Below are 13,577 nucleotides of genomic sequence, written 5' to 3' on the forward strand. Positions count from 1 at the left end.
ATCAAAAACAATTATGGTGAGCCGCATGAGCTTTTACGAGGATAGAGTGTTACCTCACATTATCGACACGGCATGTTCCATGGGGCAGGTGATGAAACTGCGTAGCCAGATCGTACCGAGGGCCCGCGGCAGAGTGCTGGAGGTTGGTATGGGCTCCGGAATCAACCTGGAGTTTTATGACCAGAGCCGGGTTGAAATGGTCTATGGCCTGGAGCCCTCGGAAGGGATGAGGCGCAAAGCATTACCAAATCTTAACCGCTCGCCCATCGCGGTGGAGTGGTTGGACCTGCCCGGTGAAAAGATTCCGCTTGAGGACAACTCCGTGGATACGGTATTGCTGACGTTCACGCTCTGCACCATCCCGGACTGGCATGCGGCTTTGCTGCAGATGAAACGGGTACTGAAGCCCGGCGGCGACCTGTTGTTCCTGGAACACGGGGAGGCTCCCCATGAAACCGTCCGAAAATGGCAGCATCGCATAACCCCGGGCTGGAAAATGTTCGCGGGTGGTTGCCACCTTAACCGACAAATTGCAGACCTTATTCGCCACGCCGGCTTTGAGATTCAGGAGCTGGAAAACCTGTACATGCCCAATGCGCCGAAAATAGCCGGGTTCATCTACAAAGGGCGCGCCACCAAGCCGGTTTGATTCAAGTTGGCGGGAAAGTGAGCGATCAGGGCTGAGGGAGTGGAACAGAATTGCGTTACGCCATCGGGCCTTATACAATTCCGCCCTTCAAGAATCTCCCCTCCGATGCCCGGATGGTGAAATTGGTAGACACAAGAGACTTAAAATCTCTCGGCCGCAAGGCCGTGCCGGTTCGATTCCGGCTCCGGGCACCACTATATGTCTTCCCTTTGCTTAAATCCGGACACAAAAAAAACCGCTACATCAGCAATTGGAGTGCCTGGGCTTGAAATTCCTTGGATTAACAAAAGGAAAGCGGGAAGTTGCCACTCAATTCATCACTGATCCTGCTCAGCTCTTTCCTCGGGCTCCTGGTACTGTGATTCCTGGGCAGGCATTACCGGGCGTACCTGGTTGATATCGCCGGTGGGCACCCTGGGGTCATCTTTTATCAATACCATGATCGCACCGCCAAAGATCAGTGCCAGCAGAAGTATCTTGATCAGCGCATTGCGAGACATAGATGCTCCTTTTTACGTTCACCTCCTATTACCCTGAGGGCTCCGGCGCTATTTACAACCATCGTCCAAAGGTCGGTTCGACACAGAAGCCGGGTTTGGTGATACTGCCTGCACGTGTTTTGTGGGAGGAGCAGGCTATGACACAAGCAACCGGGAATCTGGTGCGACAGCGCACGGAGAATGGCATCACCACCGTAACGCTGAGCCATCCGGAGCGGCGAAACAGTCTGTCGATGGCCATGCTGGAGGCATTGTCAGATGTTTTTACAGCCATAGAACAGGATTCCGAAACCCGTGTGGTGGTGCTGGCTGCCGAGGGGCACGTATTCTGCGCGGGGCATGATCTTCGGGAGATGCGTTCGCAGTTCGACAGCCACGAATTCCAACTGGCACTGTTTCAGCAATGTAGCAAGGTGATGCAGCAGATCGTGAACCTGCCGCAACCAGTGATTGCCAGGGTGGCCGGGGTAGCCACGGCGGCCGGTTGCCAGTTGGTTGCCAGCTGTGATCTGGCCGTGGCGGAGCAGGGGGTCCGGTTTGCCACCCCCGGCGTGAATATTGGCTTGTTCTGTTCCACGCCAATGGTGGCGTTGGCCCGAAACGTTTCCCGCAAGCACGCCATGGAAATGCTGCTGACCGGGGAGATGATTGATGCGCCCAGGGCGGAAGCCATCGGGCTGGTTAACCGGGTGGTCGCGGCAGACGTTCTGGATGAGACGGTGTATCGAATGGCGGCAACGATTGCCAGTAAGTCCGGGCATACCCTGAAAATTGGCAAATCTGCGTTCTATCGCCAACTGGAAATGCCGTTATCAGACGCCTACGAATACACCGCTGAGGTGATGGCAGCCAATGCCTGCACGGAGGATGCCCAGGAGGGGATCTCAGCCTTTCTTGAGAAGCGTGACCCCAATTGGAAGCACCAGTAAGACTGTTGTTTTTATGGCTGGCAGGCCTGTTCTGCCGGCCATACAAGCTGATCGCCCGCAGTGATGCCCCGCGCCTCGAAGAAGCCCGCATTCATTTCTACCGCGTTCCAGAACCGCTCCCCCGATGGATAGGTTGGGCAGTTACGGCCATCCGATGAGGGGCAGGGAGTCATCGTATGGATACTGACAATAACGCCTTGCTTGTCCAGATAGGCGATGTCCAGGGGGATCAGAGTCTGGTACATCCAGAATCCGTGATTGGCTGAGCGCTCGGTCTGGTAAGTGAACAACATGCCGGCATCGTCTGCCAGTGCGGTCCTGTTCATCAGTCCCCGTTGCCGTTGCTTGTCCTTACTGGCCACCTCAAGCACCACTGTATGGTGTTGGCTGTTTGAGAGGAAGCAGGCCTCAACCGTGGGAAGTGTTTCTGGCGCGTCGGCCAACCCTGCCGGCGCCCAGCCTGCTGCCGCCAGCGTGACGACAGCGGCAATCCGCCACGTGTTCATGTGCGCAACCGGTAACCGGTTTTGAAGATCCACCACACGGCAATCATGCATAGGGCGAGGAAGACCAGGGTCATGCCCACGCTGATCGCCACATGCACATCTGCCACGCCATAGAAGGCCCAGCGGAAACCGCTGATCAGGTACACCACCGGGTTGAACAGGCTGATGGTTTGCCAGATGTCGGGCAGCATGTCGATGGAGTAGAAGGTGCCACCCAGGAACACCAGAGGCGTGACGATCATCATGGGCACAATCTGCAGCTTCTCAAAACCGTCCGCCCAGATGCCGATGATAAAACCGAACAGGCTGAAGGTGATGGACGTCAGTACCAGGAACGAGAGCATCCAGAATGGGTGCAGAACCGAGTAATCCACGAACAGCCGGGCGGTGGCCAGGATGATCAGGCCGAGGATGACAGCCTTGGTGGCTGCGGCGCCCACGTAGCCAAGCACAATCTCGAAATAGGAGACCGGCGCAGACAGCACCTCGTAGATGGTGCCGGAGAACTTGGGCATGTAGATACCGAAGGAGGCGTTTGAAATGCTTTGCATCAGCAGCGACAGCATCACCAGCCCGGGGATGATGTAGGCGCCGTAGTCAATACCACCGATCTCGCCCATGCGAGAGCCGATGGCCGAGCCGAACACCACAAAATACAGGCAGGTGGAGATCACCGGCGACAGCACACTCTGCATGACGGTGCGTTTCATGCGCGCCATCTCGAACTTGTAGATTGCTTTTACACCGTACAGATTCATTACGCTCTCCATTCGTACCGGCGGCTATTCGTGCACCAGGCCAACAAATATTTCTTCCAGCGAGCTTTCCCGGGTTTGCAGATCCCGGTATTCAATACCCAGATCCCCAAGGGTGCGGAGCAGGCGGGCAACGCCGGCCTGTTGTTGCTGGGCGTCGAAGGTATAGATCAACTGGTAGCCGTCGTCTGACAGTTCTACCGGTTCCAGGGTAAGCTCGCCGGGAATTTTTTCGAGCTTGTTCTGCAGATGCAGGCGCAGCTCTTTCTTTCCGAGCTTGGACATCAGGCGATCCTTGTCTTCCACCAGGATGATCTCTCCCTGGCGTATCACCCCAATGCGGTCCGCCATTTCTTCGGCTTCTTCGATGTAGTGGGTGGTCAGAATGATGGTGGTGCCGTTCTCACGAAGTTTGCGCACCATTTCCCACATATCCCGGCGCAGTTCCACATCCACCCCGGCTGTGGGCTCGTCCAGGAACAGGATACGAGGCTCGTGAGACAATGCCTTGGCAATCATCACCCGTCGCTTCATGCCGCCAGAAAGAGACATGATGCGGTTGTTGCGTTTGTCCCAGAGTGAAAGATCTTTCAAGACCTTTTCGATGTGGGCCGGCTTGGGTGGTTTGCCAAACAGCCCACGGCTGAACGACACCGCATGCCAGACCGTCTCAAAGGAATCGGTATTCAGCTCCTGGGGGACCAGGCCAATGGCCTCCCGGGCTTTGCGGTAGTCTTTCACGATATCGTGGCCGGCGGCTTGTACTTCGCCGTCGCCTTTATTGACGATGCCGCAGATGATGGAGATCAGGGTGGTTTTGCCGGCACCATTGGGGCCAAGCAAGGCAAAAATCTCACCGGGGTAGATTTCCAGATTGACGTCTTTCAGGGCTTGAAAACCGTCGCCGTAGATCTTGTTCAGGTGCTTTACGGAAATGTCCGGTTGCACGGGCGTGTCCTGTTTTTTTGAGTGACTCAGACCAGAAAGCCCGACATTTTCTCATGCTGGCAGCAGTTTAGAAACCTTTGCTATGTCGGGATTTATCCCCATAATGCCCACTTTGGGACAGCTGGGGGCGGAGAATGGTACGAGCCATCGTGATCGTAGGTTTAGTGGTGGGAGCAATTGTTCTTACACTGTTCGGTTCGCGCCTGCTCGATACAACGGGTGACACCGCTAACCATCCCGAGTGCGATCTTCTGGCTGGTGCCTGTAGCTGGACCACCCAGGATGGCAAATGGCGACTGAGGTTGCAGGAGTTAGAGGAGGGCGCCCAGGGCATGGAATATGTTCTTCAGGTTTCCGTTCCGAAGGCGCCTGACCGCTTTCTGGCTGTCCTTAAAGGCCAATCGATGTACATGGGGGAGTATCCGGTTCCGCTGGTACGGGAAGCTCCGCTCGAGTACCAGGCGAGGTTTACCGCACCGTTCTGCACTACCGGCGCCGACATGATCTGGCGAATCGAGCTTCAGGATGGTCAGGAAAGATTGGAAAATGTGCCCTGGACACTGGTGTTCAAAGCGCAAAAATAGTTAAATCCTGCAAAATTACAGTGGTTTTCAGGAAAAAGTGATGGATTACGGGGAAAGTGTTCAGAAGGTTCTGCTGCGCAAGATTACGAAAGCCGAGCAGGATCTGTTGCAGCTCAAACTGGATTACTGCCGGTTTGTTTTTGGCCTGTCTCATCGAGCCCGGGTAACCGCTAACGGTAAAACCTGGCTTGTGCGCTCAGTAGACGTGCAGTCGATGACCTACACTGACGACGGCACATTCACCAAGCCCAGTGTCAGCGGCACTCCCGAAGAAGATGATACCGGCCGGCAGGTCATTGCCCTCGGCACTGAATGGGAATTGGCAACGGTCAAATAAAGGCGTTGCCGGTTACGACTTCATAGAGGCTGAATGCCGGTGGCACGAACTGATGCTCCGCCCAGAATTCCGCGCCTTCCAACCCTGCACGATAACAGGCCAGTCGTTCGCTGCTCGAGGTAAGGGTGGCGATGGCCTGGATGGCCGCCGGCTGGCGGATCCCGGTTTTCCGATGCACGATTCTGGCAACCAGCCCTGCAAGGGCGTCGTTATGGCGATTGGCACGTGGGCTAAGGGCGCAGGCGGCACCGTACAGCCAGGCGGCCGTGTAGGCGTGCACCACCTCTGGAGCCTCTGTCAGCGCAAGTCCTTTGACCCGGCAGTCACGCTCCTGCAGGGCGGCCAGGATATGCAACTTTGTAAACAGTTCCATTTTGTCGGAAGACACCACCGATGTTGATTCTGACTTCGGCCGGGCAGGGTGTTCCGGGGCGGGCGATTGAGTAAACCGTGCACCGTCAATGCCGCCGCCATTGGCAATAACGCCACCCTGAACCGTGGATTCCTGTCGAATGAGCGAGAACATTCGCAATCCCAGCAAAGCCATCAAAATCACGAGCCCAACTTGGGTAATAACGACCAGTCCATTGACCATCATGGGTGTGCCTGCCTTTCAAACATTCGGTTAACTGCTGATGCTGATAATTGTAACAGTGTGTAACTGAATGGCGAGCCAACTGGCCAGCAGAACGGATAAAAGCTCGTGGCTTACTCTGAAATTGTGAACGGCATCCCAGCGCCTTAGCAGGTGGGCATGGTTTGCAGTGCCAGTTTGCGACGTATGTAACGGCCGAGGATATCGACGCCAATGTTCAGCAAGGCCGTGATCAGTATCAGGATCATGGCGCGGTCAAACTGAATGTTCTGGATGGCGGAATCCACATAGAATCCCAGGGTGTAGATGCCCAGAATGCCCAGAATCGCGGTTTCCCGCATGATGATTTCCCACCGGTAGAACAGAAACGCCAGGAACGATCGATAAATCCGGGGCACCAATTCCCAGCTGTAGCGGGCGAAACCCTGTGGGGCGTCCGGGCGCAGGTGAATGGTGTTGGTCTGGCGGCCAATCAGATGCCCGATGATGCCGCCGTTATGCAGTGCCAGGGCCACCACTGCCGGCAGCATGGATGGTCCCCACAGTTGCAGCAGAATGTACGCCAGGATGTATTCCGGGGTGGAACGGGCAATCACCAGAAACACGTGGCCGGAGGTGCGGCGCACCGGCCCGCCAAAGTGTTTCGAGATCAGCGGGAATGCCAGTAGCGACAATATCCCCGTGGCCACCAACGCGATCTGGGTGAGCACTACCGTGTTCCATATTCCAGGCAGGGCCTCGCTGATCATCACATCGCCAAGCCAGCTGGAGAAAGCCGCCAGGCCTTCACCATTGCGTAACGGCGCCGGCACAATGTCTTCGGTAAAGAAACGCTCAACGTTACCCCAGACAATCGGAAAGCCCTCTCCCAGAAAGAACGGTGCGGCCAGTATGTAGACAGGCAGTGCCTTGGGCCGTACCCAGAGCGGCATGGTGGCAATTAGCACGTAAAACAGAATAAGCATCGCTCCGGCGTCGGAATACATTCCCTGGGAGAACGACGACTCCAGATAGAAACCGAGTGTAGGCAGGCCAACAAAACCGAGGATAGCGGAGGACCGCAAACCGCATTCAAGGCGGTAGGCGGTGTAGGTGCGCAGTTGAACCCAGCAGTCCGGTATCCGGGCGTACAGGAAGGCGGCAATGGCGTGGGTGCCTTTAGGCAGAAGTTGCGCCGGTTCCGGGTCTGATTCATCCAGAATTTCTGAATACACCTTGGCAAAGATGCCGGCGTAGGGGATGGCAATCGCCAATACACCGGTCAGCGGGTGAAAGCCAAAGAACTGAAGGAAGATCAGCGCCCAGAACAGTTCATGGATTGCACGGATGAACGCACAGAAAATCCGTACCGGCATGAAACGATACAACAGCGCCAGCAGGAAGCCGAAGAAACTGCCAAGGGTGACGCCCACAAAACCAAAGGCAACCGTGCGTAGCAGAGCGGTTAACAGACCTTCGGTACTGAAGAAATTGGGGGTAACCACTCCCAGAAAGAATTGCCCCAGATCCCGCCAGGGGTTGGCGGTGGTAATGGCAATGTCGGCCACCAGCAGGCCTGCCACGGCGATGGCAAGAAACAGAAAGCTGGCGCGAACGGTGGGATAGGAGAACATGGGGTGCCGGCGCTGCCTGTCAGTAAAGCGTCATGATATCAGACGCGTTCAGTTTGCTGGCCGGTTGGTCCAGTGCCACCTGGCCATCCTGAATACCCACGATCCGGTTACAGTAGGCAAGGGCCATATCCACATCGTGGAGTGCAATCACGCTGGTATGGAAGCGCTCTGTCAACGCACTCATAACCAGATGCGCCATAGGGCCGTCCAGGGCAGAGATGGGCTCATCGGCGAGCAGTATCGGAGCATGCCTGTACAGAGCCCTGGCAATGGCAACCCGCTGGCGCTGGCCACCAGACAGCGAGGCCGTGGGTGACCATTGCTTTTCAGCAATGCCAAGTTGATTCAGCAGGTCGCTGATGACGGCGCGGTCCTTGCGGAACGGCCGGAGCAGGGTAAGGGTGTTGTACCACAGGGGGTGCTGGTCCAGCTGGCCCATAAACACGTTGTGAAACACCGGTAGTGCGTTGACCAGACCAAGCCCCTGGGGGACCAGCGAGGCGTCGCGGGTCAAGCGTTCATACAGCAGTTTGATCAGCGTGGACTTACCGGCACCGCTCTTACCCACCAGGGCCACATGCTCACCATCGTTTACCTTCAGAGACAGCGGGCCTATCACCCGCTTGTCTCCAAAACTTGCCTTTAGCTGATCAAATGAAAAGCCTGACATCAATCGATGATTCCAATGTCTTTGGCAACGCTGCGAATGGGCTCGTAATCATCGTTGGAAGCAGGAACAAAGCCTTCACGGGGAAAGCTCTCCAGCAGCGCGGGGTCGTCCAGATCAAGCAGGGCCTGACGAACCCTGTCCTTGAAGCCTTCACCAAATCGGGCATCAACGTCGCCACGGATGGTCCACTGGTAGTTGGGGAAGCCCGGGGTCTTCCAGATAATCCGGACATCGTCTGTATTGATGTTGCCGTCTTCCAGTTCCTTTTCCCAAACCTTGTAGTTGAGAGCGCCGACTTCATAGGTGCCGGATTCGACCAACCTTAATGTACGGGTGTGGTTACCGCTGTAACCAACACGGCTGAACACCGATTCCGGCGCTTCGCCGAAACGCTGGCGGATATGGTACTCGGGAATCAGGCGGCCGGAAGTCGAACCCTTGGAGCCAAACGTGAATGTTTTGCCGCGAACGCCCTCGGGCAATTCGTCACTGCGCTCAAGACCGGTACTCTTGTGGGCGATGAAGTAGTTGTAAAACGCCTGGTCTTCAACGCCCTGGGCGAGTGCTTCTGAGCCGGGAACCAATGCACGGGCCTGAACACCCGACAACCCGCCAAACCAGGCCAGTTGTACCTGGTTGTTGCGGAATGCAGAAATGGCGGCGGCGTAGGACTTAACCGGAATATAGCGTACATCTACCTCCAGTTGCTCAGACAGGTAATCCGCAATGCCGCGGAAGCGCTCTACGAGTTTGGTTTCGTCCTCATCGGGAATCGCGGTAAAGACAAACGTTTGTGCAGACACAGTGCCGGAGGCAAGCAGGATCAGGAAACCGGAAACAAGCCATTTCCGTATTTGCTTGGTGATCATAATCTTTCCTTCTACAAAGAGGGTGATGATGTTGCTGGGGATTGCGACCTGCAGAGGATAACGTGATTACCGTCAAGTCTGAACCGATATACGGTAGAAGTCTTTACCTGGAGCATTCAGAGCGACAGAATTGTGCAAAATCTTCCTGGCAGGCCTATGAATATTAGCATTCTTACCCCGGCGGGGCCGGACTCAAAAGCGGGGAACCGCGCAACCGCCGTGCGATGGCAGCAGTTGCTGGAGCAGGCTGGCCATCAGGTAACGGTGGTTACAGGTTATGATGGAGAGCCAACAGACCTGCTGATAGCCCTTCATGCCTGGCGAAGTGCCGGCGCGATCCAACAGTTCCACACCGAATGGCCTGAAAAGCCACTGATCGTCGCCCTGACCGGCACCGACATCTATCACCACCAGTACGAATACCCGGAACCAACCCATGCCTCTATGGCAGCGGCATCGGTACTGATTGGCTTGCATGATCTTGTTGCCCAGGACATTCCTGAAACCTTCCGGCACAAGCTGCTTACCTTGCGGCAGTCCGCCGCCAAGCCGGCGGTGCGCGGCGGATCCCGGCCAGAGCCGGGTCAGTTCAATATCTGCGTGATCGGTCACCTGAGGGATGAGAAGGATTCCCTGCGTGCCGCTTGGGCCAGCCGGCTATTACCGGAGGAGTCTGCCATCGTTGTGTCCTGTGCCGGAAAGCCGCACAACGATGAGTGGCGGGAACGGGCATTGAGCGAAAGCAAGGATAACCCTCGTTTCCACTGGCTGGGAGAACTGGATAAAGCGAAGCTGGAAAATCTGATGGCCGTGAGCAGCCTGATGGTGATCAGTTCTGTGATGGAGGGCGGGGCCAATGTGGTGTCTGAAGCCTGCAGGGCAGGGTTGCCCATTCTGGCTTCTGATATTCCGGGTAACCGTGGCCTGCTGGGTGAGCACTACCCTGGGTATTATCCGGTCAAGGATGAGGCCGCGCTGGCCCGGCTGATGCGCAAGGCCGAAACTGAACCGGAATTTCTGGCACAACTGGCCGCCTGCGTGAATGAGCTGGCAAAAACCTTTACCCCGGAGCGCGAACGCCAGAGCCTGGAACAGGCCGTGGCGCTGGCGCTCGCTGCGGTTAATCCCGCAGGGTAATGGGTTCTATCGGGCCGTTTTCATCCTGAGCGAGTACCCGGCCGATAATCGCGGTGTGGGGGTAGCCCAGGGCCTTGAGTTCCCTGACACAAGCTTCCGCCACGGCTGCGGGCACGCTGGCCAGAAGTCCTCCAGCGGTTTGCGGGTCAAAGATCAGGGGATACCGGGGGTGGTTAACCCAGTTGCCCTGGTCCCGGATACCCCGGCGCAGCCTTACGTTCGCCGGCTGCAGCGAGCTCAAAATCCCGGCCGCCACGGTTTCTTCCGCACCAGGCAGAATGGGGATAGCGGTCAGGTCCAGCTCGGCATCGACACCGGAAGGCCTGGTCATTTCCACCAGGTGCCCCAGCAGGCCAAAACCGGTGACATCGGTGCAGGCCCGGGCCCCGTGGCGCAGCAAGCACTCAGCAGCGGCTTTATTGGACTGGACCATGGAGGCCAGCGCGGCATCAATCCAGCGGCCCTTGGCCGCCAGGCGGGCATGGGCTGCGAACAGGGTTCCGGTACCAATGGGTTTGGTCAGCAGCAATACATCACCGGCTCGAAGGCCGCCCTTGCTCATGACTTTGTCCGGATCGATCAAGCCATTGACGGCGAACCCGAGCGCAAGCTCCTTACCTTCGCCGGTATGGCCGCCGACCAATGCACAACCAGCCTCATTCAGGACTTCCACCGCACCCGACATCATCTGGAACACGGTATCTTCCACTTTTGACTCGATACCATAAGGGACAGTCGCCACCGCTGTAGCGCTCTGGGCTTCCGCGCCCATGGCAAATACATCACCCAAGCTGTGATTAGCGGCTACCTTTCCGAAGATGTAAGGGTCATCAATGAACGCCCGGAAGAAGTCCACGGTGTGGACCACGGCCTTACCCGGTGGCACTTTCAACACCGCGGCATCATCCGGAGCGTGCAGGCCAATGAGGATGTCGTCGCGCTCAATCGGGCGCAGCTCGCCCAGCGCCCTGGACAGCACTGTGCTACCAACCTTGGCGCCACAACCGCCGCAACGCATGGCAACGGCCGATATGGCCTGGGAGGCTTCTTCGGGATTCTGGGCGGCCGAGGTGTCTGGTAATCTTGCGCTGTCTTCCATGGCCGGCAGGTCAGTGAATTTCTTCATGAACCGGCGGTCAATCCAGTCTTTCCAGCGCCAAACCCAGGCGCCCGAAAACCCGTAATTGCCTTTGGAAGCGACGGCGAACTGGTCACCGGTGCTGATCAACGCCAGCCAGGTTTTCTGGGGATTGAACGGTCTGGGTGGTTTGCCCAGGGCCATCCGCTTGAGGTTGTCCGCCAAAGGCCGCCCCTGGCGCACGGCAAACACTCCGGCTTTTTCACGGGGGTGGTTCACCACGTTGGCGATGTCGCCGGCCACAAAAATGTGGTCGTCGTTCTCGGTCTGCAGGGTGTCCCGGGCCCGGATAAACAGGCCGTCATCCAGTTTCAGGCCAGTCGATTCCAGCCAGGCCGGGCCACCGGCCCGGGTAACCCAAAGCACTTCGTCGGTTTGCAGTGTCTGGCCGGATTCGGTGGCCAGTAGCCCTGCGTCTACCCGGGAAACAGCATCGCCCAGATGCAGCTTTACGCCTCGGCGAACCAGTTTGTCCCGGAAAACCGCGCGAACCTTGGCATTATGGGTGGGCAGAATCTCGTTTGCGGCATCGAACAGATGAAAGTGCAGCTGGTCCGGGTCTTTGCCCCGGTTAGACAGTTCATTGCGCAAGCGGAACTGCATGGCCAGAGTGAGCTCCACGCCGCCGGCACCGGCACCCACCACGGCGATGGTCATGGGTCCATCGTGGTTCTCGATGCGTGACAGCAGCGATAGCCATCGGTTGTTGAACCCGGTGATGGGTTTCACCGGTACCGCATGTTCCGCAGCACCGTTTACCTCGGAAACCCGGGGAGAGGAACCGATGTTGATCGAAAGGATATCGTAGGGAACATTCGGGCGGCCTTTGCAGATCACCCGTTTTGCCGCACGGTCAATGCCAGACACTTCCGCACGGTAGAACCGGGCACCGGCGTACTCTGCCAGTCGGCTCAGATCAATATGCACATCGTCATAGCTGTAATGCCCCGCCACATAACCGGGAAGCATGCCGGAGTAGGGGGTGTGGGTATCACGGCATATGAGCGTGAGCCGAACGCCGGGGACCGGATTCATGGCGAATCGCTTGAGGACCCCGACGTGGCTGTGCCCGCCACCTACCAGGACGATGTCCCGTAATACAGGTTGATCGGGTGTTTGCATCAGATGACTTTCTTGGCTTCAGCAGACAGCTCACTGAACCCTTTGATGCTCTTGAAGGCTTCCAGTTTCTGTTTATCGGCATCGCTCGGGTTGGCGATCTGGTCGATGGATGTAATACCGGCATCTTTCATTTTCTTCGCCGTTGCCGGGCCAATACCCTTGACGCGAGTCAGGTCAGACTTGTCCGCCGGCTTGGCGGCTTTGGCTGCTACCGGTTTCTTTGCTGCAGGCTTTTTGGCGGCGGCAGGCTTGGCCTTGCTGGCGGCCGGTTTTTTCACAGCAGGCTTCTTGGCCGCAGGCTTTGCACTTGTTGCCTTTTTAGCGGCAGTAGTGGCCTTCTTGGCGGTGGTGTCTGCGGCTTTCTTAACGTCCTTGCCAGATTCCTTGGCTGCAATACCCAGCTTGTCCAGCAATGAGCTCTGCAGTTCGTGGAATTCGTTCATCCGGCGCTCGAACTCTTCATTGAAGCGCTTTACCTCACGCTCACGGAGTTCGTCCATTTCCTTGAGCAGTTTACGAACCGGATCCTGAACCTGATGCTGCAGGTGGTCGAACTGTTTCAGGGCATCATTGATGAGTGTTTCAATCTGAGCCGTGGTTTTCTCGAACTCTTTGTTCACTTTTTTGACAATCTTATCAACACTGGGTTTGGCTTTCTTTGCCATAGGACGTCTCCTTACAGAGGGGGATAGAACGGTGGAACGGTGTATCAGGCCAATTGCCTCATTCCGTTTGTCGTATTCGAGCTTCTTCTGGACTTGAGGCTCTGCTTCTTCAGAAGCACTTCACGAATACGGCGTAGCTTGTCCGAAAGAGGGGAGTTATCTCCGGATTCAAGTTGAAAAAAATCAATCGAGTAGAAGAAGTTGCTACAGTGCTTTCTCTTTTCGGTAACCAGTCCGGTAACACCCTCGGCGCGGATTTCTTCAAACGGCATATCCATAATAAGGTCGAGTGTAATGGTATCACCGGGCTTGAACAGCTTGTCGGTTTTCATCACACAACCGTAGCTGTCGAGCTCATAAAGCCGAGCTTCCACGGTTTCCTTGCGAAACAGGCCGTGGCGTACGCGGAAACGGGCAACAAGATCCGGTAGTTCTTCGTTCATGAAATGCTTTCTCTGCCTCTGAGATCAGCCAGATTATTTGAGCATAAATTAAACAATAGACGGGCTATTTAATTTTGGCAATGCCATCAGCTGTCTACCGTAACCCTTTCATGGAAT

At 56.6% G+C, this 13,577-nt stretch carries 16 protein-coding genes and 1 tRNA gene; 6 read left to right on the forward strand and 11 right to left on the reverse strand.

The window, feature by feature from the left end; all coding sequences use genetic code 11:
* Nucleotides 1-25 precede the first annotated feature (25 nt).
* Nucleotides 26-649: a class I SAM-dependent methyltransferase gene (locus FIV08_RS09545; RefSeq protein WP_152438140.1), complete on the forward strand. Its 624-nt coding sequence runs from the start codon at nucleotides 26-28 to the stop codon at nucleotides 647-649.
* A 107-nt stretch (nucleotides 650-756) separates the two neighbouring features.
* Nucleotides 757-843 (forward strand) — tRNA-Leu (locus FIV08_RS09550).
* Between the two features lie 123 nt (nucleotides 844-966).
* On the opposite strand, the gene FIV08_RS09555 is transcribed toward FIV08_RS09550, so the two are convergent.
* The gene (locus tag FIV08_RS09555; RefSeq protein WP_152438141.1) at nucleotides 967-1,149 is read right to left on the reverse strand and encodes a hypothetical protein; all 183 of its coding nucleotides are present in this window, start codon (nucleotides 1,147-1,149) and stop codon (nucleotides 967-969) included.
* Between the two features lie 137 nt (nucleotides 1,150-1,286).
* Between FIV08_RS09555 and FIV08_RS09560 the strand changes: the two genes are divergently transcribed.
* Nucleotides 1,287-2,078: an enoyl-CoA hydratase gene (locus FIV08_RS09560; RefSeq protein ID WP_152438142.1), complete on the forward strand. Its 792-nt coding sequence runs from the start codon at nucleotides 1,287-1,289 to the stop codon at nucleotides 2,076-2,078.
* Between the two features lie 11 nt (nucleotides 2,079-2,089).
* On the opposite strand, the gene FIV08_RS09565 is transcribed toward FIV08_RS09560, so the two are convergent.
* The 3 genes from FIV08_RS09565 to FIV08_RS09575 are packed head-to-tail and all read right to left on the reverse strand — an operon-like array spanning nucleotide 2,090 to nucleotide 4,287.
* Nucleotides 2,090-2,584, reverse strand: coding sequence for a DUF192 domain-containing protein (locus FIV08_RS09565; RefSeq protein ID WP_152438143.1), 495 nt, complete (start codon nucleotides 2,582-2,584; stop codon nucleotides 2,090-2,092).
* Nucleotides 2,581-3,342, reverse strand: a complete 762-nt coding sequence (locus tag FIV08_RS09570) for an ABC transporter permease (protein ID WP_061332900.1) — start codon at nucleotides 3,340-3,342, stop codon at nucleotides 2,581-2,583. Before FIV08_RS09570 ends, FIV08_RS09565 begins: the two co-directional genes overlap by 4 nt.
* Before the next feature lie 24 nt (nucleotides 3,343-3,366).
* Entirely contained in the window at nucleotides 3,367-4,287 is a 921-nt protein-coding gene (locus FIV08_RS09575) for an ABC transporter ATP-binding protein (protein WP_152438144.1), read from the reverse strand.
* A 149-nt stretch (nucleotides 4,288-4,436) separates the two neighbouring features.
* On the opposite strand from FIV08_RS09575, the gene FIV08_RS09580 reads away from it, so the two are divergent.
* Both FIV08_RS09580 and FIV08_RS09585 read left to right on the forward strand, forming a co-directional pair.
* Nucleotides 4,437-4,871 carry a hypothetical protein gene (locus FIV08_RS09580; protein WP_228715523.1) on the forward strand — a complete coding sequence of 145 codons (435 nt, stop codon included), beginning with the start codon at nucleotides 4,437-4,439 and terminating at the stop codon, nucleotides 4,869-4,871.
* Nucleotides 4,872-4,911: 40 nt separating this feature from the next.
* Nucleotides 4,912-5,208, forward strand: a complete 297-nt coding sequence (locus FIV08_RS09585) for a hypothetical protein (RefSeq protein WP_152438146.1) — start codon at nucleotides 4,912-4,914, stop codon at nucleotides 5,206-5,208.
* Here the strand turns inward: FIV08_RS09585 and FIV08_RS09590 are convergent.
* The 4 genes from FIV08_RS09590 to FIV08_RS09605 form a co-directional block, all read right to left on the reverse strand.
* Nucleotides 5,201-5,734 carry a hypothetical protein gene (locus tag FIV08_RS09590; RefSeq protein WP_228715524.1) on the reverse strand — a complete coding sequence of 178 codons (534 nt, stop codon included), beginning with the start codon at nucleotides 5,732-5,734 and terminating at the stop codon, nucleotides 5,201-5,203. The genes FIV08_RS09585 and FIV08_RS09590 overlap by 8 nt on opposite strands.
* Before the next feature lie 215 nt (nucleotides 5,735-5,949).
* Nucleotides 5,950-7,416: a PhnE/PtxC family ABC transporter permease gene (locus FIV08_RS09595; protein ID WP_152438148.1), complete on the reverse strand. Its 1,467-nt coding sequence runs from the start codon at nucleotides 7,414-7,416 to the stop codon at nucleotides 5,950-5,952.
* A 19-nt stretch (nucleotides 7,417-7,435) separates the two neighbouring features.
* On the reverse strand, nucleotides 7,436-8,086 hold the full coding sequence (locus tag FIV08_RS09600) for an ATP-binding cassette domain-containing protein (RefSeq protein ID WP_152438149.1): 651 nt from the start codon (nucleotides 8,084-8,086) through the stop codon (nucleotides 7,436-7,438).
* A complete protein-coding gene (locus FIV08_RS09605; RefSeq protein WP_072677302.1) occupies nucleotides 8,086-8,955 on the reverse strand; it encodes a putative selenate ABC transporter substrate-binding protein in 870 nt (289 codons plus the stop codon). The genes FIV08_RS09600 and FIV08_RS09605 overlap by 1 nt, the downstream gene beginning before the upstream one ends.
* Nucleotides 8,956-9,111: 156 nt before the next feature.
* On the opposite strand from FIV08_RS09605, the gene senB reads away from it, so the two are divergent.
* Nucleotides 9,112-10,092 (forward strand): selenoneine biosynthesis selenosugar synthase SenB, encoded by a 981-nt coding sequence (senB, locus tag FIV08_RS09610; RefSeq protein ID WP_152438150.1) that lies wholly within the window; start codon nucleotides 9,112-9,114, stop codon nucleotides 10,090-10,092.
* On the opposite strand, the gene selD is transcribed toward senB, so the two are convergent.
* From selD to FIV08_RS09625, 3 genes are read right to left on the reverse strand one after another with little or no spacing between them, the layout of a single operon-like run.
* Entirely contained in the window at nucleotides 10,076-12,352 is a 2,277-nt protein-coding gene (gene selD, locus FIV08_RS09615) for a selenide, water dikinase SelD (RefSeq protein ID WP_152438151.1), read from the reverse strand. The two genes, senB and selD, sit on opposite strands and share 17 nt — an antisense overlap.
* Nucleotides 12,352-13,017, reverse strand: coding sequence for a helix-hairpin-helix domain-containing protein (locus tag FIV08_RS09620; protein ID WP_152438152.1), 666 nt, complete (start codon nucleotides 13,015-13,017; stop codon nucleotides 12,352-12,354). Before FIV08_RS09620 ends, selD begins: the two co-directional genes overlap by 1 nt.
* 44 nt (nucleotides 13,018-13,061) lie before the next feature.
* The gene (locus tag FIV08_RS09625; protein WP_061332911.1) at nucleotides 13,062-13,460 is read right to left on the reverse strand and encodes a hypothetical protein; all 399 of its coding nucleotides are present in this window, start codon (nucleotides 13,458-13,460) and stop codon (nucleotides 13,062-13,064) included.
* Nucleotides 13,461-13,577 lie beyond the last annotated feature (117 nt).

This window comes from Marinobacter sp. THAF197a (genome assembly GCF_009363275.1).
Taxonomy (GTDB): Bacteria; Pseudomonadota; Gammaproteobacteria; order Pseudomonadales; family Oleiphilaceae; genus Marinobacter.